The 21,892-nt window shown below is 39.8% G+C and carries 13 protein-coding genes; 12 read left to right on the top strand and 1 reads right to left on the bottom strand.

Translation table 11 applies throughout. From position 1 onward, the window contains the following. The 11 genes from FGI41_RS10685 (at position 1) to FGI41_RS10635 (ending at position 19,828) form a co-directional block, all read left to right on the top strand. Positions 1 to 3,102, top strand: coding sequence for a hypothetical protein (locus tag FGI41_RS10685; protein WP_139490106.1), 3,102 nt, complete (start codon positions 1 to 3; stop codon positions 3,100 to 3,102). After that, positions 3,092 to 3,757 (top strand): hypothetical protein, encoded by a 666-nt coding sequence (locus FGI41_RS10680; RefSeq protein WP_139490105.1) that lies wholly within the window; start codon positions 3,092 to 3,094, stop codon positions 3,755 to 3,757. The genes FGI41_RS10685 and FGI41_RS10680 overlap by 11 nt, the downstream gene beginning before the upstream one ends. Before the next feature lie 442 nt (positions 3,758 to 4,199). Next, a complete protein-coding gene (gene dndB / locus FGI41_RS10675; protein WP_218015228.1) occupies positions 4,200 to 5,291 on the top strand; it encodes a DNA sulfur modification protein DndB in 1,092 nt (363 codons plus the stop codon). Next, positions 5,288 to 6,805 carry a DNA phosphorothioation system sulfurtransferase DndC gene (gene dndC / locus FGI41_RS10670; protein ID WP_218015227.1) on the top strand — a complete coding sequence of 506 codons (1,518 nt, stop codon included), beginning with the start codon at positions 5,288 to 5,290 and terminating at the stop codon, positions 6,803 to 6,805. The genes dndB and dndC overlap by 4 nt, the downstream gene beginning before the upstream one ends. A 2-nt stretch (positions 6,806 to 6,807) precedes the next feature. Then, entirely contained in the window at positions 6,808 to 8,799 is a 1,992-nt protein-coding gene (dndD, locus tag FGI41_RS10665) for a DNA sulfur modification protein DndD (RefSeq protein WP_139490103.1), read from the top strand. Beyond that, positions 8,796 to 9,215, top strand: coding sequence for a DNA sulfur modification protein DndE (dndE, locus tag FGI41_RS10660; protein ID WP_139490102.1), 420 nt, complete (start codon positions 8,796 to 8,798; stop codon positions 9,213 to 9,215). The genes dndD and dndE overlap by 4 nt, the downstream gene beginning before the upstream one ends. Continuing rightward, positions 9,212 to 10,330, top strand: a complete 1,119-nt coding sequence (gene dndA / locus FGI41_RS10655) for a cysteine desulfurase DndA (RefSeq protein WP_139490101.1) — start codon at positions 9,212 to 9,214, stop codon at positions 10,328 to 10,330. Before dndE ends, dndA begins: the two co-directional genes overlap by 4 nt. Positions 10,331 to 10,528: 198 nt before the next feature. Further along, entirely contained in the window at positions 10,529 to 12,328 is a 1,800-nt protein-coding gene (dptF, locus tag FGI41_RS10650) for a DNA phosphorothioation-dependent restriction protein DptF (protein ID WP_139490100.1), read from the top strand. A 3-nt stretch (positions 12,329 to 12,331) separates the two neighbouring features. After that, positions 12,332 to 13,720, top strand: coding sequence for a DNA phosphorothioation-dependent restriction protein DptG (gene dptG / locus FGI41_RS10645; protein ID WP_139490099.1), 1,389 nt, complete (start codon positions 12,332 to 12,334; stop codon positions 13,718 to 13,720). Further along, positions 13,701 to 18,920, top strand: coding sequence for a DNA phosphorothioation-dependent restriction protein DptH (gene dptH, locus FGI41_RS24915; RefSeq protein WP_218015226.1), 5,220 nt, complete (start codon positions 13,701 to 13,703; stop codon positions 18,918 to 18,920). The genes dptG and dptH overlap by 20 nt, the downstream gene beginning before the upstream one ends. A 170-nt stretch (positions 18,921 to 19,090) precedes the next feature. Next, positions 19,091 to 19,828: a hypothetical protein gene (locus FGI41_RS10635; protein WP_139490098.1), complete on the top strand. Its 738-nt coding sequence runs from the start codon at positions 19,091 to 19,093 to the stop codon at positions 19,826 to 19,828. A 25-nt stretch (positions 19,829 to 19,853) separates the two neighbouring features. Here the strand turns inward: FGI41_RS10635 and FGI41_RS10630 are convergent, their stop codons facing one another. Beyond that, positions 19,854 to 20,660, bottom strand: a complete 807-nt coding sequence (locus tag FGI41_RS10630; RefSeq protein ID WP_255298423.1) for a Shedu anti-phage system protein SduA domain-containing protein — start codon at positions 20,658 to 20,660, stop codon at positions 19,854 to 19,856. A gap of 196 nt (positions 20,661 to 20,856) precedes the next feature. Between FGI41_RS10630 and FGI41_RS10625 the strand changes: the two genes are divergently transcribed. After that, positions 20,857 to 21,870 (top strand): hypothetical protein, encoded by a 1,014-nt coding sequence (locus tag FGI41_RS10625; RefSeq protein ID WP_139490096.1) that lies wholly within the window; start codon positions 20,857 to 20,859, stop codon positions 21,868 to 21,870. The last annotated feature ends 22 nt before the right edge of the window (positions 21,871 to 21,892 follow it).

Here is a 21,892-nt window from a genome sequence, read left to right as displayed (position 1 = left end):
ATGAACTGGCAGAATGTACAAAAAAGGATCAACGAAATCATTCAAGTTGACGTTATGGCTGACGATGAATCGGATTTTATGGCCACACACATGCCATTTAGTCGTCTTCCTGTACAATTCTCTGGACGAAAAGATTCGTTAGCTGTTCAAATGAGCGAAGAGGAAGTATATAGCCAGCTTGTTTTTAATCCAAATAATGAACATCGTATGATTATTGTTAATGGACCAAATGGATCGGGTAAATCGCATTTGATTCGTTGGATTAGGGCCCGTATGTACAGCGACAACAATATTGACACCATTAATAATGAAAAGGTCGTCTTTATTCGTCGTATTGATAACACGTTGCGCGGAACTATACGCCAACTACTTGAACAAGGCGTCGTAACCGATCCTATCCAACTTGAACGTTTGCGCCAATTCGTCCAGAGCAGCGATATTCAAAACGAAGAGGAACTCAAATCTACACTGTTCTATGCTTTTCTTACCAGAGTGGAAACCGATAAGGAAGATATAGATTATCGTAGTGCTGAGCGTAGAAGGCTAGCAAGTTTTTTGCGTGATGATGATGTAAAAAAAATCCTTATGGAAGATGATGGTCCTATTTCACGTTTTTACGAGTTGCTAGCCAAGCCCCATGGGGTGAAACAGCAGGTAGAAGCAGCGTTTAGAGCAGAAGATTTCATGGGAATGCGTAAAATAATGAACACGATTCAACGGAATGGTAGCCAAGATGCCAAACTAATAATTGCGCGTGTGCTCAAAGAAAATGAAGCAGAGAAACTTGCAACATACTTAAATCGGTTCTCTCATGCAGTCATTCAGCAATGTGCTAACATGGCTCAAGGGGATGTTGGTGAAATGATCCGACAACTTCGTCTAGATCTTAAGCGTGAAGGTAAGGCTTTAACTGTTCTTATTGAAGATATGACAACCTTTACTGGTTTGGACGCGGAGCTTATTAAAGTACTATCCGTACCCCATGAGGGAGAATATCAAGACCTGTGTCGTGTCACCTCTGTAATCGGTCTCACTAATGCCTACTATGACACTTATTTTAGAGACAATTTCCAAAATCGTGTCACACATCAAATTAATGTTGATGGCAATATATTTGGTGATGCGGATACATTAGGGGAGATGGCCGCTCGTTACATTAATGCAACTTACATGACAAAACAGGAAGCTAAAGAATGGAATGAACGAGGAGCAGAGCAAGAATTATTGCCCTACCGAACGTGGGAACCCGATTTTGAATGGGAGAGCGAGCGGATTGCTGATAGAGAATTTTCACTGTTTCCATTCAACCGCCGTTCACTTTTGAACCTCTTTAACCGGTTACCAGAAAAAACGCCACGTTTCTTTTTGCGTGATGTAATCAAAGTGCAATTAAATGCTTGGGTTCAGTACCAGTTGGGACAGGGTATGTTCCCAGACACAAAAGTTAGCGCAATCGGTGAAAATCCATTGCAATTTACGGAGTTTCAACATAATGCTCGCTTCGAGTCTGTTGATCTGCCGCAAGAAAAGAAACAAGTGCTACGGGCGATCCTTTGTCTTTGGGGTGACGGTCACCTGCATGAAGAAGGAGAGGAGCCGAATCATACAATTGGTAATCTTTCAGTTCCATTTCTACGCTTTTTTGGAATGAATGGACTTAGTGGAGTACGACAAACTAGTATCCAAAATGTCAGCGCCGCTGAACTAATAGACGTTACTCCAGCAATCTCTACTCAAGCTGCTACCAGTAAAACGATGAGCGTAGCTGAAAAAAATTATCGAAGTGAATTAGAAGCACTTGCTAATTGGTATGAGAAAAAAGAACGGCTCGCATTTCATGAGGATTTCCGTAAAAGAGTACGTTTGTTTTTAGCTGATGCAATCAACTGGCAACTTGAAGGGATTCCAGCGTATTTGGCTAGCAGAAAGCTAGCACTGCAGAATATATATATTGAGGATCAACTGGAACGTCAAGAAGCCAAAGAGAATCTAATCTTCATCAAACGTGATAGAGACAGCTATTGGATGCTGATAGCCTTAACTGAATGGAATTATTATGGAAGTAGTTGGGACTTCAAGGATGCACCTTTTATGCAATATAGGTTAATAGCATGGTTAGAAGCTAACAAGGCTGATATCATTTCTAGATTTAAAGGAGAGCCAGGAGTAACTCCGATGCATACACTCCAGTGGTCAATGTCGTTGGAGTATCTTCGACTCGGCCTAACAGGAGGCTTGGCTCAGACAGAAAGTGATGACATTCTACTTAGAAAGATTTTTAGTCAAAGTGAGAACGTATCCTCTCGCTCTGATACAGACGATGCATGGTCTAGATTGTTGAAATATATCCAACATGATGCAAGGAAGAGCCAATTCGAAGAAAATCAAAAAACCTTGACTCGGTTACCCAATACTCAGATGGGTAGCGTAATAGAAGATCGTAACTCTAAAGTCTTAATCCATCGCGATCAAGTCGAACAGGCTTTCTGTACGCTAAAAAATCTCTATTGGGATGTTTCAACACTCTTGCCAGACCAGTCTATCGAACGCGGGGAATTGAGTACAAGTGCTGCTCGACTTCTACAGTCTCTCCTACCTCGTGTAAAAGAAGTGCTTCAAGACGAAAAGCGAAAAGCTACAGAGTTGTTAAAGAAGCTTAAGGCTAAGTTAGGTGAATCATTGGAGCGGGATACATGGGTCGAAGCGTCTCGTGAAATGGTAAATTTCTTGTACATGTTAAACACTGAGTATCACATCAACTTTCAGTCTAATCTTCGTACTCGCTCTGAAAAGTTAGAAGAAATCGCCGAAGAATTGGCAAATACATGCAAACGATCTTATGAGGTTATAGAGGGAATGAAGTTTTCTCAAGAGCTAGCATTTTTTTCTACAGATCCATGTCAGTTATTGCAGGATGCCTTAGATATCATTCTAACTATTGAAGATCTTGCGTTTAAAGAAGCTCAAAAGGCTGACAGCGCGTTGGCTTCATTGCGTCATGATACAAGTACAGGTAGCGAAAATGTCAAGCTAGTGGAGGTAGGTCTTGTTTCTTTAATTGACCGTATTAATGCTTTAGGGGGAGTTAACCATGTTAATTAATGTATTACAAGATGCTACCGATAGGCTTGAAAAGAATAAAACTTCTCAAGAACGGGTGCGTGATCTAGCGCAATTTGAATCTAATATTAAGAAAATCCTTGATATCGCCAATAAGATGGACTCAATTCTCGAAGTTGCAATAGAGGCCAAACGACAGATACAAATGCCAATTGTTTTAGAACTAACATTGCGAAATGACCTAATTTCTACAATGCGGAGTGTATTGGAACAGGCCCAGGACGGCTTCTTGGATAATGAGGTTGTACGTAATTTATCTAGAAATGCTGATGATCTCAGAGGATATTTTAATAGTAGTTGGACTCAGACGGTATCAGAAGAAGCAAAACAGGTCGCCACATCTCTGGATACATTTGGGCGTTTCATGTCAAATCCCGATGAGGCTTCCCAGATTAAGCTTGCCATCAGTAGCAGAATACAGGCACTACCCTCTCAAAAAAACGATGTTTCACTCTTTGCTTCTAATCTAAAAAAAGGACGTGAAATGGCCGACCAAGCAGGAGATGATCCAGAAATCAAAATGTTTATTAAGAAGGTATTGGATAAACAAGCTTCTCTAGCGGATATTACCCCTAACGTTCAAGAATGGATAAGGAAACATAAACTGGAGCAAAGAACTAAAATTTCATTTGCATAACGATTATTTTTTATCAAACATATTTTGGGGATTTTATACCTAAAGGAAAGTGAGTGTTCACTTTCCTTTCTTTTCGTTACTTTTTAATTTTAATGTAAGCATTAAATATACTTATCTTTGAAAAACATACAACTAGATATTTTAAACCAATATTGTGTTAGTTGAGGTGTCACCTTAATTTCGCTGCTATTCATCATTATAGAAATATTAGCAACAGCGTTTATAATAGTCACTGCTCAAGCATCAAAAGATACTTTATTGCTCTCAGAAAGCAGGTGATCATCTGGCATAGGCAGGAGTCCTAACCCTAATGTCCCATCAGTACAATCTCATAACTGTACGAACAAAAGAAAACCTTAGTCATTTTATTGACGCCTTTAATCAAAAGTAATACGATACTTCCATGGGAGTTTTACAGACTTCCAAAATCGGAGGGATAGACGTGCATCACACATTTCCAGCCGTCCGAGGAATACAAGCTGGACGAGAATACTATATTACGATGTGTCCATTGCGATTAGTACCTAAGCTTTTTTTATTTGAAGATGATGAACTTGACCCAGCGTTAAGAGCACAGCGCATCATTAATAAGAGCCGAATTCCTTTAATCGCAAAGTACATTTCCGAAAACCCAAATGATTATGTTCTTTCTTCTATTACAGCTTCGGTTGATTGTCTGGTAGAGTTTTCACCGATATCTGAGGCTCCATCTCACCATAACATTGGAACAATTCAAATACCGATGACTGCAAAATTTTTGGTAAATGATGGACAGCATCGGCGGGCGGCCATAGAGCAGGCTATAAAAACTAATCCTACTTTAAAAGAAGAGACGTTATCAATTGTTCTATTTATAGATGAAGGTTTGCGACGTTCCCAACAAATGTTTGCAGACCTAAATCGTTATGCAATTCGACCGACCCAGTCATTAAATATCCTCTATGATCACCGAGACCCTTTAGCTAAATTGGTTAGGAGATTGGTACAAGAGGTTGATGTCTTTGATGGACTTACTGAAATGGACAAGTCGTCTATTTCAAATCGATCGAAAAACTTATTTACACTAAGCGGAATTTATAATGCAACTGAGGAGCTTTTGGCCTACTGTTCTGAACAAACACAGGATGAGCAAACCATGGATGCATTGGAATTTTGGAAACAAGTATCTGATTACGTTCCTGGCTGGTTAGATGTTAAAATGGAGAGACAGTCTGCCGCCGACTTGCGTAAAGAGTACATGAATGCACACTCTATTACACTAGTCGCTATTGGACGAGCTGGGAGTGTGTTACTGAGAGACAAAACGGATTGGAAAGACCAGCTACGCAAATTAAAAGAGATTGATTGGCGCCGCTCTAACCGATTATTATGGGAGGGCCGCGCTACTGTTGGCGGAAAAATTTCATTTTCTCGAAACAACCTGCTTTTAATGACAAACGCAGTTAAACAGGCTCTTAACCTTTCCTTGACGGACGAAGAACAAGCAGCGGAAGAAGCATTTCAATCTGCGAAGACCAGGAGGGGTAACCTGTGACATCAACAACAATGGTTGGTAAGGAAGTCATTCAGCAACTTAACGAACGTATTCAGGAATTATACCTATCAGATAAAATTCCATGGGTTGTGGGATATAGCGGTGGTAAGGACTCAAGCACCGTCTTGCAACTTGTATGGAATGCTATTAAGGAACTCTCACCTGAGCAAAGACAACATAAAAAAATATATGTAATAAGTACGGATACCTTAGTAGAACAGCCAGTTGTAGCGGCTTGGGTGAATCGCTCTTTACGTCTTATGAACAATGCTGCTGTGGAACAGGGCCTACCGATAGAAGCCCACCGACTTACTCCTCTGATTGAGAATGCATTTTGGGTGAATCTGATTGGGAAAGGTTATCCCGCACCGCGAAATGGATTTCGCTGGTGTACAAGTCGTCTAAAGATCGATCCATCCAATCGGTTCATTACCAATCTGGTTAGACAAAATGGTGAAGCGATCATGGTACTTGGCACAAGAAAGGCCGAGAGTGTGAGTCGTGCTGCTAACATGAATAAATATGAACAAATGCGGGTTCGCCAATGGCTGAGCCCTAATGGTAGTTTGCCTAACTCGTGGGTGTTCACCCCTATAGAGGACTGGACAAGTGATGACGTATGGATGTATCTCATGCAATACAAAAATCCTTGGGGTTGTAGTAACAAAGAGCTGATGGCTATGTACCGGGAAGCTACTGCAGACAACGAGTGTCCTCTTGTTGTGGATACGACCACACCAAGTTGCGGGAACAGCCGTTTTGGATGTTGGGTTTGTACATTAGTGTCTGAAGATAAGTCCATGCAGGCTATGATCCAGAACGATGAAGAAAAGGTATGGATGATGCCGCTATTGGAATTCAGAAATGAGATTGGTCGTCTTGATGAGGAAACAGGTCGCATCGATGATCATCAGTACCGTGATTATAGACGAATGGATGGTGGCATCAAGCTGTACCCTAGTGATAATACACCTATTCATGGTCCTTATAAAAAAGAGCGTCGTGAATACCTCCTCAAACGTTTGTTGGAAGTGCAAAAGGAGATTCAAGATGCTGCTCCATCTGATATTGAAGAGTTGGAACTGATTACTTTAGAGGAACTTCGCATGATCCGCAAGATATGGGTTCAGGTTAAAAATGAGTTTGACGATTCACTTCCTGCTATTTATGAGGAAGTAATGAATAAACCGTTCCCAGACGAACGTTTTACCCTTTCTCGTTTTAGAGAGGAAGAGTGGAAAATACTAGAGAGTCTTTCCGGTGACAATTACGTATACATGGAGATGCTCTCATCTTTATTAAACGTAGAGCAGCGTTCTAATAGCTTGGGACTGGTGCGTAAGGGGATTGTAGATGAATTGGAGCGACATATAAAGCGGGGATTCTACGAAAGCAAAGAAGATGCCGCAGCATACAAAGTCATGCAAAACAAGCTACGCTCAGTAGATCATCTGACTCAAGCCGACCAACTCAATGAAGAGGATAATCTTGATGAGGAGGACGGAACAATTTAACTATGATCATACATTCTATTACCCTATATAATTTTGGTATTTACTCGGGTGAACAAAAAATTCATCCTTCTTCAAGCGAGTCCCTGTTCGGCAAGCCGATAACATTGGTTGGGGGCTTTAATGGGCGAGGAAAAACAAGTCTGCTTGAGGCAATTTTGCTAGTTTTGTACGGAAATCGTTCCCCCATTGTTCGGGAACGTAGAATATCTTATTCTGATTACCTAGAAAGTCTAATGCATCAAGGTTTGGATGAAGAAGCAACTCAGAGTTGGATTGAGTTAGACCTTGAACTTTTATCTGGGGATCAGATGACTTCACTACGCATTGTTCGTTCGTGGAAAAGGGCCAATGTTCGAACGGTTGATAAATTGAAAGTATGGGTTAACGGTGCGGTTGATTCACATGTATCCGAAAACTGGGAGTCTTATGTCGAAGAATTGATACCATCTGCTATCGCTGAATTGTTCTTCTTTGATGGTGAACGTATTAGTGAATTGGCCGAATCAGATCAGACCATCGATTCTTTACAAACCGCCATTCAATCATTACTTGGTTTAGAAATTGTTGACCGTACTATCAAAGATCTTACGCTAGTGATTCGCAAAAACCAAAAGAAGTTTAAAAATGACGAGAGTGCTGTCTTACTTGAAAACTTACAATCCGAACTTGAAGAAGTTCAGTTGGAAGCTGACCGACTCAAACAGAAAATAGCAGGTCTGAATAACCGTATAATCCAAGCAAACAGAAAACAGACCGAATTAGAAACAGAATACTTTAAATCTGGCGGAAACCTGCTAGAAAGTCGTGACAAATTACTTGCAAAGCGCGATGAAGTTCGAGGGCGCTTAAGCGATGTCAAGGCAGAGTTGTTAGCATTGTTTGCAGGTCCGTTACCGTTAGTACTTGTACAGCAACAGTTACAGCAGGTTCAAAGGCTTGTTCATGAAGACCAAAAGTTGACTCAAGCAAAGATGGCTCTCCCCATATTAAAAGAGCAGAATGAAAGTCTTCTTAAGCAACTGGAAGGTATGCAGCTTGCAGCTGATGTTTTAAGACGAATCGAACAGACGATGGAGGAACGCCGTAATTCAATTGATGAATTGGCGAGCCTACAACCTACTCTCCCCATGTCCTATTTGGGTATTGGTCAACTTCAAGATTTTCTGGGGAGTTTGGGAGTTCACTTAAAGCAAAATGCATTAGACGTATTAAATCAATACGAGTCAGTTGAATTCGAGCTGGAACAGTTAGAAAGACACTTATTAGTAGAGGTCGATCAAGAAAATACGACTCAGCTACTTGAAAAATTGGCTCATACACGGATGGAACTTGTGGAGTTTGAACAAGAAAGGTCCCGTTTAGAAAAAGAGTACGCGACTTCTAAGCGCAAAATTCAGTTGCTTGAGAATAAGATGACCAGAACCGCAGCAGAACGTGGCGGTGTACAAGAAGCAGAACGGATTGTACAGTACGCAGGTAAAGCACAAGAGACCTTTAAAGCATTCCGCGAAGAGCTTACCAAACGAAAGATTCATCTGCTGGCGGATAGTGTAACTGAGGCATTCGATGTTCTGACGCATAAAACCACGTTGGTCAGTAATATTCAGGTTGATCCGCAAACATTCAGGTTCTCCTTATGGACAGCTAATGGTAAAGAGATTTCCAAAGCAAAGTTGTCAAGTGGTGAGCGTCAGATGTTGGCAGTCGCAATCCTATGGGGGCTTGGACGTGTATCCGGGCGTAAATTACCGGTAATCATTGATACTCCGATGGGACGATTAGACTCATTACACCGTATGAATTTTGTAAAAAAATATCTTCCTCATGCAAGCCATCAAGTCATTGTATTGTCCACCGACACAGAGATTGTTGGGGAGTATCTGGAGTCCCTACGTAATCATATTGGACAAGAATATCTCTTGAAATATGATGACCAACAGAGACGTACCGAAATCCTCGAAGGGTACTTCGATACAGTAGGAGTGGCAAAATGATTGTCAAACAAATTCGATTATCGGAAAAGGCCAAAGATCAATTGATCCGAATCAAAGGGAGAACTGGTATTCAACAATGGAATATTCTCTGTCGATGGGCTCTGTGTTTATCGCTGCAAGAACCGATTCCACCTGTTGATGACGAGATTGCTGCTGACAGTAATGTAGAGATGACATGGCAAGTATTTGGCGGTGAGTATCAGGAGTTGTACGAGGCATTAGTAATCCAGCGATGTGTGCAGGACGGACTTGGCACCGATCCAGCTACACTGGCCAAACAATTCCGCTTACATTTGCATCGGGGAATTGCATACATGTCAGCCAGTAACTATATAAAGAGTCCATTGGATCTATTAAAATTGGCGTTGACTGAAAATGAACGCCTACAAGCCCAGGGAGATGAGAACAAGGTATGACCATTTACTTGGACTACAATGCTACTACCCCTGTTCATCCTGAAGTGCTTGATGAAATGTTTAAGGTATATCGTGAAAACTATGGCAATGCCTCTAGTCGGACTCATACCTACGGACATCAAGCAAAGCAGCTTGTTGACCAAGCGAGAAAGACAGTTGCCCAGATCCTCGATATCACTCCAACCGAAGTTGTTTTCACCAGTGGTGCAACCGAGAGCAACAATCTTGCGATACAAGGTCTGGCAAAGTGGGGTAAGGAAAACGGGAAGATGCATATCGTAAGCACTTCAATCGAACATAGTGCGGTACTTGAAGTGTTGGAACATCTGAGCCAACGAGGGTTTGAAATCGAGTATATATCGCCAGACTCTTCTGGTCGGGTAAAAGCACAAGATGTTCTTGAGCGAGTGCGACCTGATACACTGCTTGTGACGGTGATGCACGCTAATAATGAAACAGGTATCATCCAACCGGTTCAGGAAATTGGACAGGCTCTGATGCAGACCGAGACCTTTTTTCATGTGGATGCTGCTCAGACATTTGGAAAATTGGTTGATGAACTAAAAGAACTTCCTTACGATTTACTCAGTGTTACAGCTCACAAGCTATATGGGCCGCAGGGAATAGGGGCATTGGTTATCCGACAACGACGTAATCGCCGTATCAAGTTGGAACCTTTGATGTACGGAGGAGGACAAGAACGCGGGGTTCGTCCTGGAACGCTACCGGTTGCACTTATTGTTGGCTTTGGCAAGGCTGTTGAATTGGCCCAGCAGAACTATCAAGGGTGGATGAAAGCTGCCGGAGACATAAAGGAAAGTATTATGGCGCAACTGACGAGTGTACAGTATGCTATTAACGGTGACCAAAAATATTGCCTCCCTCAAACATTAAATATCTCCTTTATTGGCGTTGATTCCGAAGCATTAATGGTAGCTGTTAAAAACCAAATGGCTATCTCTAGTGGTTCAGCTTGTACTTCATCAAGTTACGAACCTTCTCATGTGATTATGGCAATGGGAGGGGACGCTGAAAGTGCAATTCGACTTTCGTGGGGGCCGGGTAGCGAGGTACGGATTGCCCCTATTGTAGATGTGGTTCGGTCTTTTCAATAGCATGTCGAAATAAAGAGTCTGACAAAAAATTGTCAGGCTCTTTTTAGACTCTTTTTGATACTTTTCTGTTGTTTAAATGGGATTCGTTGACACTTTACATAAGACAGGGTTAGACTAAATTAAGGAATAAAAAGAACTTAATTATAGCCTTACTGAATAAAAATTTCTGACCTGTAGGCAGAACGGGAGAGGATCGTCATGCTAGAAGAAAAAGCACCTACCTGTTTAGTTACGATATTAAAAAAATGTAAGCAATCTTCTCGGGAAGCTGTCGAAAATATCCAATCGTTCAGTCCCTTTAAGAGATATATGCACGTAGAACGAACTGTAGAGAAGGAATTGAAAGAGTTGATTGAACAAGCTTTTCAATCACCCTCGTCTCAGCTCATCCTTGTATGTGGGGGAGTTGGGGATGGGAAATCGCACATCCTTTCCTATTTTAAAGATAAATATCCTGATATAATTCAAGCTTTTTACTTACACAACGATGCTACAGAAAGTTTTGAACCGCAGAAAACCTCTATTCAAACTCTGGCTGAGCGATTTAAGGAATTTTCTGATGAGATGCTTAGCAGCAATGAGGTAAAAAAGGCACTTTTAGCTATTAACTTAGGGACGTTAAACAATTTCATCGACTCGGAGGAAGGTAAAGCGTTCTCTCGACTAAAAAAATATGTAGAAGAAAAGAAAATTCTCGAATCAGTAATTGTTGACAACAGCTTTGACCCAGATAGTCCGTTTCAGTTTATCAACTTTAGCGACTATCATATGTTTCAATTAACGGAAGATGGTCCGAAGTCGGATTACATGAAAAAGTTAATGCAGAAAATTACTGAAGATAAACCTGATAATCCTTTTCATGAAGTTTATAGAACCAATTGTTTGTCTAATTGTCCAGCAGCAGAACAATGTCCGGTCAAGCATAACTATGAACTGTTAAGCTTGGAAGCAGTTCAAGATAAAGTGACAAGCGTTTTGATTCAGACTATCGTCAAAGAAAAATTGATTATTTCTACACGCGGACTGTTGAACTTTTACCACGATTTACTTGTATCACCTCGCTTCGAATCTATGGGTGATTTACAGATACGAGATGAGATCGAAAAACTTTCGTTTGAAGAGTATGTTGATCAATTATTACCGATGTTGTTGTTTAGCAAACCAGAGATATCACCTATCATGCAGGCGGTCCACCGCCAATCGCCGACAAGGATTCGCTCGGAAGAATTGGACGAACGCTACGTTGAATTCCGTACAAAAGAAAATATTTATTCTATTTTCCAAGAACACATTGATCTTGACCAGCTTGCCTATTTAGGGAGGAAAATAAGCCAATCGCCATATGAAATCAATGATGAGCGGGATGGCAAGCCTTTCAAACAGAAACTTGTTCAACTGTTCACTATTTTGTACTTGTTAGTCCCAAAACAAGAGCATGGATGCTATGTTGATATTCGATACGATCAATTTATGAAGTATCTTTTTTTCTGGAACGCGAAAAAGGTGACTAACCTCAGAGAATTATACGGTGAAGTTCGTGATGCAACATACAAATGGGACGGGCATGTCAATAATAGTTATACCAATTTACGAATTGGTAAAGCGCAGACACAATATCAGACGTTTCAGGAGTTGCAAATTAAGCCGTTCATTCAGAAAGATAAAGAAATCACTGAATCCGTGCTTGATAAATTCCTACAGAGCATGACATTGTACTTTAAGCCTGAAAAAGCTGTACTTGATACAGAACAATATCCAGGGATAGAACTCGATTATTCCCTTTACAGTTTATTATCCAAAATCAGAGAAGGATATCGACCTAATAAAAACGATAAGCTGCAATTCATTAAATTCGTTGAGTTTATAAACAAATTAAACCGATTTGGTGAACAGCATAAGGAGCTTTTGTTTGAAGAAAGGCAAGGTGCTAAGAAAGTAAAATACGTTTTGCAGTATGATGAAAGCTTCGACCGATACTCTTTTAAAATGGAGATGTAAAAAATGACTTATCGCTTAAATATAAAAAAAATCCACGAAGCTTTTTCCATCAAGAGCGGAAAATCGGTGAAGCATAATCCAAAGATTGGTATCGATTTTTTACCATACACAACTAAGAAAAAGGGGGTCAACTACCAGCCAGATTTTATAGAGGTAATGGGTGAGTTTAGCCGTTTAGTTGAATGTAAAGCTTCAGCAGGAAGAATAGATATCGATTCGTTCTTTGAGCAGATTCTAGGGAGAGTGGATCTGGAAGAAGGAGCAACGCTGAGTGACTTTAAAAAGTTACTGAAGACGTTGTTTTTCTCTGAGGAACGACTTCATCTATTTCATCCCAAAGTATTATCGTATATGGAGACTATTGAATCTGAAAATAAAAAGCTTGCCCTATTTTTATATCAGGTTTTGAACGCTAGTCTGGTCTCCATGCATGGTTCCAGAAACCATGAGCCGAAGGATGTGTTGACCCGTTTAGTGTTTGACAGCTTACCACAATTACAAGATGGCAAAAAAGAAGATATTAAATATCAATGTGTAGTTCCTGAAGTTTCCGATCTCTTTGCTTATGACTTCAATTGGTTAAGTAAAAATCCCCAGTTATTTGTCGAGTCTATCGGGCGGCTTTTGACCTACTATTACTTCTTTTACGTTACACAGTTTGCCCTCCACTGTTTTGAAATGTTTCAGTTAGAACAATCAATTGTACCTGTGTACTTTACATTGGATTGGGAAAATCTTTCCCAGTCTCGTGTAGGATATGAAAGAGGCTGGAATCACATTGAGAAGGTTGTTTCAGATCTGTTTTCACATGTTAATACACTCAAAATGTTGAGTTTGACTGACTCCACGTCTATTTCTCTGCTGAGTTATCAGGATATTAAGAAACAAATTGACGATTTGTATCCCGATGAAAGGGAAGAGCTGTATGGCCAGTTGAATCGGGTCCTAAATGACTATAAGGAAACCGTAACCGATGTTAGATGGGAAGAGGTTGTACTTTCTCATGCCAACCATCAGGATAAATTGTTAGATAAAATCAGCGAAATCCACAAAATAATTCGCTATCAATTTAAAAAAACCAGACGTAAAAGTGAAGATCAGAATTATTATCGCTGGTTTACGCAGTTTTGCGGAGGGGTATTTCTCAAAAACCGAGGTCGTCTGGGCAAAGCGCTGAATCTGAATGCCGACTATTTGTTATTCCTTACTAAATTAATTATGAAAGATGAACCAAGAATCCGACTGGTTACTTTGTTTGAAGAATTCAAACGCCGGGGGATTATTTTTGATAGAGATTCAGAACAGGCTCTGATTGAGTATTTTGAAGGGATAAATATCTTGGTGAAAAAAAGCGATAGTGGGGATGCGCTATATGTCAAATCATTTTTATAAATTTTTGGCCAAAAAGGTACAGGAGTATTTCAATACGGCTACTCTTCATCCTGGAGATAAATATCATATTCAGTTTGATCGTGAAGAACAAGTAAAAGGTTTGATTGAACAACTACAAGAGTTATCAGAAGCGATAATCTTTTCCTATAGAACGCCAGCAGGAGGTCATTTCGAGACGTTATGCCTGGATATTCAAGGACTTCAAGTGATTGTTGCTTCCACTTTGGAAAACACGACCCCAGATTTTCTTACCAATCTAAGGAACAAAGTAGGAACAGAAGAGGAGTCTTTTGCGAACACAGCCATTCTCTTGGTGCATAACTCTAATCTAGACAGCCTTGTCCATGGGATGATTTCCTTTGCAAAAGAGGGGATGCCGTTCCATCTCCAATCAATTGAACGAGATCTAAAGGAACTGATGAACCACTCGCCTTTAAAGGAAATGGAGAAAAAAATAATTAATTTTGTAATGGATGTTAAGAAGGCGGAGCAGACCTATCAGGAAAAAATAACACTTTTTGACTATACAAGTTTGCTACAGGTGTTAGAAAAAGGTAGTCTTGATTTACAAGATTGTAATCATTTCGGTCTCTTTAACGACCCCGAATTAGAAGAGATGAAACTGCCACCTAAACAACTTAGGGAACGTCTTCGCGATAACTATGAGCTTTATGAGAAAGTTGAAACCTTCCATAAGTACGGAACTTTGGAAGAACTTGATAAGCTATTTGATGATGATGGCATTAAATTATTGGGAGGAGAGCAGTGGCAAGAGCAACCGTACAGTAAGGTGGAGAAGTCCCATAAAAATAAACTTATTGAAGAACAAACTGAATATCAGGAGCCAAATAAGAAATTTACCGATGAAAAACTCCCATACTGGGAACGTCCTGATGGAGAAAGTAAGGCCAAGCAGCGTGTGCGCCATATTATTATTTTTAATACTGAGCGTTTGGAGGAGCTAACTTTAGACCTACCTTTTACAGATTATATGAGTAAACACGTACCCGAACTGACTGGACGTGGGAAAGCAGAATCATCAGGAAAACGAATTCGACTTCATCTCGAACATGAAATCGGGTACACAAATTTTTTTAAGGTAACTGTTAAAACTCCTGCTAAGTATGTGTTCCATATAGCCTCAGTTGAGTGTCCAGAAGGCTGGTTGGCTCCCTTCCAGACAACGTATCGTATTATTGATCAACATATCCAGTACTCATCGGAAGAGACCGAATGGATTCTGAATCCTTCAGATTTAGAGGAAGCGGTAGAGGTTGTTGAAATCATTGGTGATGAAGAGCGAGATATTTTTGAGGTAATGGAGGATCAGCAACTTGTCATCCAAAAAAGATTGGTGGATCAAGATGATGATCAAGAGTTCATTAACTTCAGAGTGTTGCTACCATATACAGAAATTCCTTTGGCTCTTTACGAAGCAACAGAACGACCGGCACCAATTAATGGGCTTCATGTATGGAAGCTAAAGAGAGAGAAGCAGCAACATTTTAAGTATCGTTTGGAAAACGATAAGATGAAAATTCTCCAGGGCACGAAAGAGACATATGCCCAAAATGAATTCCGGGCCAATCTGGATCGTGAGTTGAAGATAATCAAACAAGGGGGGCTTTACTTCAGAGAGGATTCAGCAGATCTCGAAGTTGTTGAACTGAATATTCCTGAAACTGTAGAAGAAGCATACAAGGCATTAGTCAAATATTTCGATGTACATCAACTTTTGCCCAGCTTAGCCTATATGGATGCAGAGTATGAAGGATTAGCTTCCCGCTTTGTTCATGCTTATCTGGACGAGTTGATGAAGCTTGAACCGGGGCAATCCCTAACGCAGCAACAGCGTAACCTTGCCTATGTCGGGACAATTGAACGGGTATTTGGCGACAGAGAATGGTTGTTCACCCCACTGCATCCTCTGAATCTTGCTTATCAACTGCAGATCAAGGACGTATTAGGAGAAGAAAGTGTTGGGGATGAATTGCTTAAGATTCTCCGTTCGACTAACCTGCTGCCGTATGTCAAGGTGGATGAGAAGGTGTACAGACCTGTCGAGAAAAGTGATTCACCTGAGTGGGGAGTTTATGTGGATCATCTGTTGCCACGTTACGGGGGTTCGCGCTCATTTGTAAGCAAGCTGGTAAAAGAGAAGATGGAAGAGTTTATTGAACACTTTGGATTCTTATTTAATCTTAATGAGGCTGCTCCCATTAAAATAAATCTAATTAATATGGGAGACTGTCGAGAGGTTCTACATGGGATTTTTGAATTCTACAAAAAGAACATATCACAGAAAATATCGAAGAACGATATTCTCAAAATCGAATTGTTCATCTATGCAGAGAAAGGGACAGGCAATGTCTTCGAGGAGATGTCCCAATTTGATCACGTGGATGAAATTTCGGAGCAATTTGGATTGAATCTTAAAGTTGATGGATACCGTCCAGAAGAGTTACTCAATTTGTTCAGAGAGAAAGTTCACTTTTACACGCGAGATGTGAATGAAACCAAGTACGAATATGCTCACATAGCGTTTTATCAGATGAGTAAAATTGAACAGACTGCGACAAGCAATATGTCTGAGATTGAGACTGGTCTTTCTCTCTTCGGTTTAGTGTCCGGTGTACCGTCTGTATTTATTAACGGTGATTATAAGACAGGCTTCGGACGTAAGTTCTATCCGAAAAAAGACTCTTCATTACTGGCACTTGTACCTAAGCTAAACGCTTTTTTGACAGTGGCCCGGACATTGTCTAACTATCAGGATGATTCCTGTCTTGTTACGGCCATATCGGTTGAACATAAACAGAAGCTGGACCGTGTATACGACTCGGCTCATTGGGTTACGTTTGTAGAGCCGCGTGTTGATCTTAGCTTCTTCAAAAATGATTCTGATAAGAAAGATTTGCTAGTTATCCATTATAGCGACCACTCTTCTCCGAGCAATTTTGACGCTGTAACAGTCACAAGACGTTCCAAACAATATCAGCAATTAATAGAGGATTTCTTACAATCCAACGGGACCGAAGTACAAGCGGATACGACTCTGCATGTGATCAACATGTTTAACGCATTAAACGGTAACTGGTTGCTACGTCTATTGGCGCAAAAAAATCATTTTTCTAAAGAGAAAATTAGCATCTTGTCAGCGGTCAAATTATCCTTGGCTATGCTATCCCATCCTAACATTGTCTGGCTTCCTATCTCGATGGAGGAAGTGCTACGCATCTCCGGGGGAACAGGATTGAAGCAATCAGAGGGATTGTTCTCTGCAAAAAACCTGGGGCATTCAGGTTCGTACAGTGACGATTTATTATTCATAGGTGTCGAGCAGTTAGGTGAACGTCTTCAGGTTCATTTTTATCCAATTGAAGTGAAGATCGGAAATAATAATGCCAGTATGAAAGAAAAAGCTTTGAAGCAAGTTAAACAGTCCAGCGAGTTATTGCGGAAATTCTTGCAGGACGAGAACCAATTCCGTTCAAAAATGTACCGCAATTTCTTTATGCAGTTAGCCATTGTTAGCGCTGAGAAGATGCAGATGTATGGTATCTGGCCAGAGCAAAATTGGGCCAGTGTAACTGACTCAGATATTCGTGAACGTCTATTAAATGATGACTATCATATCGAGAATCGACTAGAACAACATATCGGGCGTGGTGCTTTTATTAGCTTTCAACGAGATGTGCATTTTATCAACGTAAAGATGGAAGAGGACACACTTGTCATTGAGCAGCCTGAAGGTAACGGGTATGCATTGCTATTGAAGGATATTGAGCAATATAAGGTCCATATCCAAAGCGACAAGGGAGATATCCCGGCATCGATGTTGCTAGCTAACAACTATCGACCTGAAATAGAAGAGACGCTAGAAATTGCGTATGCTTTGTCTCAAGGAAAGGGTGTCAAAAATGCTAGGGACGGTTTGCTGCATGAATATGAGTTCGATGAGCTGTCGGTGCCAGTAGGTGAAGAGGATAAGAATCAGAAACTCCAGGAGTCTGGAGAACATCAAGACCATGAACCAGAATCATCAGTAGAAACACGGATACGTAAACCGATGCAGATTCTTTTTGGTAATGAGGAGCGGTCTGGTCAAGAGGTACTGTGGTATCCTACTTCCACTGATAAAGTAATGCACACCAATACGGGAATCATTGGTACAATGGGGACCGGAAAGACGCAGTTTACCAAGTCTCTAATCACCCAGTTGAAACGGAACAGTGTGGACAATGTGAATTCGACACCTATTGGAATTCTGATCTTTGACTACAAAGGCGACTACATTAAAGATGATTTTGTGGCCGCCACTAAGGCAAAGGTGTTCCACTCACTGTATCACTTACCATTTAATCCTCTGGCTCTTTATGTGACTCAACCAATCCGTCCGATGCTACCGATGCATACTTGCGACACTTTGGTAGACACGATCTCAACGGCATTCAATCTCGGACAGGTTCAACGACGAACATTGAAACAGATTATTATGGATGCCTATGCGGCTAGAGGAATTGATAAGACCATCCCAAGTACATGGGAACTGCCAGCACCTACATTCCGTGATGTCTATGAATTGTATCTGGAAAAGGAAGATACAAAGGTTGACAGCTTGTTAGCTGCACTGGAGACACTTAGTGATTATGAGGTGTTCGAACCTAATGCTGACAGCACGGTGCCACTATTCGATATGATCGAAGGAGTAACAGTCATTAACTTATCAGGCTTCCCAGAGAGCGTGCAAAATCTTGTGGTCGCGATTACGCTTGATGTTTTCTACAGTCAGATGCAGATTTCTGGCCATAGTACTGTTGATGGGAATCTTCGAGAGATTACACGCATGATTCTGGTTGATGAAGCGGATAACTTTTTATCCAAAGACTTTAAGTCAATCAAGAAGATTTTGAAGGAGGGGCGTGAATTCGGGGTTGGTACAATCTTGTCTACCCAGTTCATGGATCACTTCTCAACTGCTGACAATGAGTATTCCAATTATATTCTGACCTGGATTGTCCATAACGTGGCAGAGATGTCTGCACGGGATATTAAGATGATTTTTAATGCACAGTCTAAGGCCGAAGAGGAGAATATTCAGAGTAAGATTCATGGATTGGCGAAGCACTATAGCTTGGTCAAAGGTATAGGCAAACAGCCCATTTGTATTAGGGATAAGGCGTTTTGGGAGATTTCCTAGGTATACCAAAGAGGATGCCATGTAAGGTATTTTTAGCATCCTCTTTGGTCTTAATGTATTAAACAGAAATGTGCGATTGTATATAGAAAATAATTGATATAGGACTTACCAACAAGTCGTGGTAGGTAAAAATCAACCCTTTGTAATTTTTGCGTATAGAGGTGATCGCATTGGAGAAAAACCCACGTAATAGAGATGATTTTTCTCGGTTTTTGGTTCATTTAACTCGAGATTTCGAAGGAAGTCCAGCTTTAGATAATCTTGTGAATATGTTGGACAGATGTGTGATTGAAGCAAGGAATCCCCATTGCTTATTCAAATATGAATTTGATCGAATGAATTTCACAAACAAACTTAAAAAGAGTTTTAACACGGTTTGTTTTACAGAGGTTCCACTTCATCAAATTAAAAACCTAACAGGTGAAATTAAAAGGCAAATCAAATTGAAGCCATATGGTCTAATCTTCTGGAAAGAAGACTTATTTGCTAGCGGGGCAAGCCCAGCAGTATACATTAATGCCATTGGTACGCAACTGAAACAATATTTATTAGATGATTTTCGCAAGAATTTTGTAGAGGTCAGAAGGTACAAGGATCTTACTATCGAAAACTCCGATTTCCATAAAGAATTGATTCAATATTATTCTCTAATAAATATTGTTACACCTAAACACGACTTTATGTGGGAGAGGGAGTGGAGGTATAATGGAGATTTTAAATTTGAGATTACTGATTTGGTAGGAATAATTGCCGAAGATAAAAAAGTATTTTGGGATAAATGTAAAAGGGGCGTAGGATCTAGAAGAGTTCTGAAAGATTTAGAGAGAATCCCTATCATTTCACCTGACTGGGGTTATGAAGAGCTTTTTGAAGAGCTGGCTTTGACAATCTGGAATAGTTCAAAATAAAAAGGGAAGAAAATTCGTGCTCTTATTAGTACGTTGATGCTCCTATAAGTGCTTCAGCGCTTTGGTACAAATTATCATAATGTAGTAATAATATCTTCTGATTTTCCATTGCCTTTCTCTTAATTCGGTAAGTTTTATCATTAAAGTCGGTTCGACGGCCAGCCACAACGGTATAATGTAAACGCGTCTTATCTAGTTTAAGAAACTCATGTGGAAACGATTTTTTTGGATGCTTATATTTTATTAAAGTCTCTTCGAAAGATGTATAGTAGGCTTCGAGCCATTCTTCCCAATTTTCAACTTGTTTCATGCCCTTCCTAAATGAGTCCCCTAATCCACCATCAGATGTTGTGATTTTACCGTATGGTGATTCTAACTCGACAAAAATAAATTCGTAACCTCCTGAACTTTTTCCAATTAGTAAAAAGTCGACCTGGTATGAATTGCCTAATTTAAATTCTGGCATGATATAAGCCGCATGATGGCCAAAGTTGTAATTACTCTTCATCAGGGAGGCGATGATGAAGTAGGCTTTATTATCCCGTATCCAGTTTAGTATTCTGCGTTCGCCTACTTGAGGATCATCTATTTCTTTAAGGAACTTAGCATTCAGAGTATGAAGTTCCTGTTCATTCTTTAAATCTACAATATCTAAATAATGGTTAGGGAATAGGCTCATGTAATGTCTTGCAGCTTTAGGGTAATCCAAGAATAAGCTTTTTCTTATCCATAGTTCCCCCAACTGACCGACTTTTTCTTTCTCCTGAATTGCTTGCCATAACTTGGACTCTTCCTGAGTAAGCCGAGTGTAATCCCTATCGTATATTCCCATATTATACTCCTTCTCTATTATTAAGCTTTATTAATTCAATTTTATCATTAAAAACAACAAATGATCTATAATTGATATATGAATATTTACCTACAATGTGGCTATTCACGAATAACAAGGTCCTATTTGGTTTTCATTTAGATCAAAGTGATTTTTTATAATCAAACAAAATTTGGATATGGAGGTAAGGTATTGTATGGATGATAATCAACGTGAATCTATATCAAAAAAGCTGAAATTTGAAGTAAGAGGTAAACAGTTTTTATTAGATAGGACGTCTTCTGGTAATATTGATTATATTTTAGGATGTTCTGCTCTTTCGTTTCATAAAGCAATAATTGGAATAAGTGAATTAAAAGCAATTGAATCAGTTCAAAATATTGATATTGCCGGGGGACTAAGAATCTCTAAAACTATAAGTTCTTACTATATTCTATATCATCTATTCACAAGCTTAATGCTACTAGATGAAAGATATCCTTTACGTTTCTACTTCCCAACAAAACAAATCGAAGGGCGTAGCTATGTTGAAGTCGAGGTAGATGAGAATATTCTTAATAGTGAAGATGAGACTCCTGAACAATGGATTGAGCAAGGAAAATTAGAACAAGACTTATCTTCAAGAATTAATCATCAGAATATTAAAGGATACATCAAAGATTTACGAGAGAATTTCGGAATAAGAAATGACATCAAAAGTCCCTTTAGAATTTTACATGACCATTTCATTTATCATGACTATGAGAATAACCAAACTAGCATACCAGCTCTCTACGAAAAACTAAATTACATTCGAGATCGTGCAATTTATCGCCCTACAAATGTATTGAATTTGGAGGGCAAGACTATTCAAACTTCTAAGGATGTCAGAAAAGAAATTGATAATTTACCAAACTGGGAGGAATTTTATAGTTATTTAAAGGATTTATATCAAAGTATTGTAGAAGAGGCGAAGGATGATAGGAGAGGTGTTTTTTGTGGATTTTTGTTTAAATTGTGGTTTTCTCCAATTGTAGAGGATGCATCGTATTTAAAATCAATCGGTTGGACAGATGATGACATTTTGGAGTTGAAGTTTAAAAATACAGATAGATTGTTCTTTCCTTCTTTTCTAAGTCAATTGCTAGAAATAGCGGAAGTAAAGAGAGTCAAGGAAGATGTAAATTGTCTTTGGGTTCCACTTTACAATGTATACGAAGATAATTTTTGAAGAAGAGCATCTTCAAGGGAAT

Source organism: Brevibacillus dissolubilis (genome assembly GCF_006170445.1).
In the GTDB taxonomy this organism is placed as follows: domain Bacteria; phylum Bacillota; class Bacilli; order Brevibacillales; family Brevibacillaceae; genus Brevibacillus_B; species Brevibacillus_B dissolubilis.
This window is presented reverse-complemented; position numbering and strand designations above follow the sequence as displayed.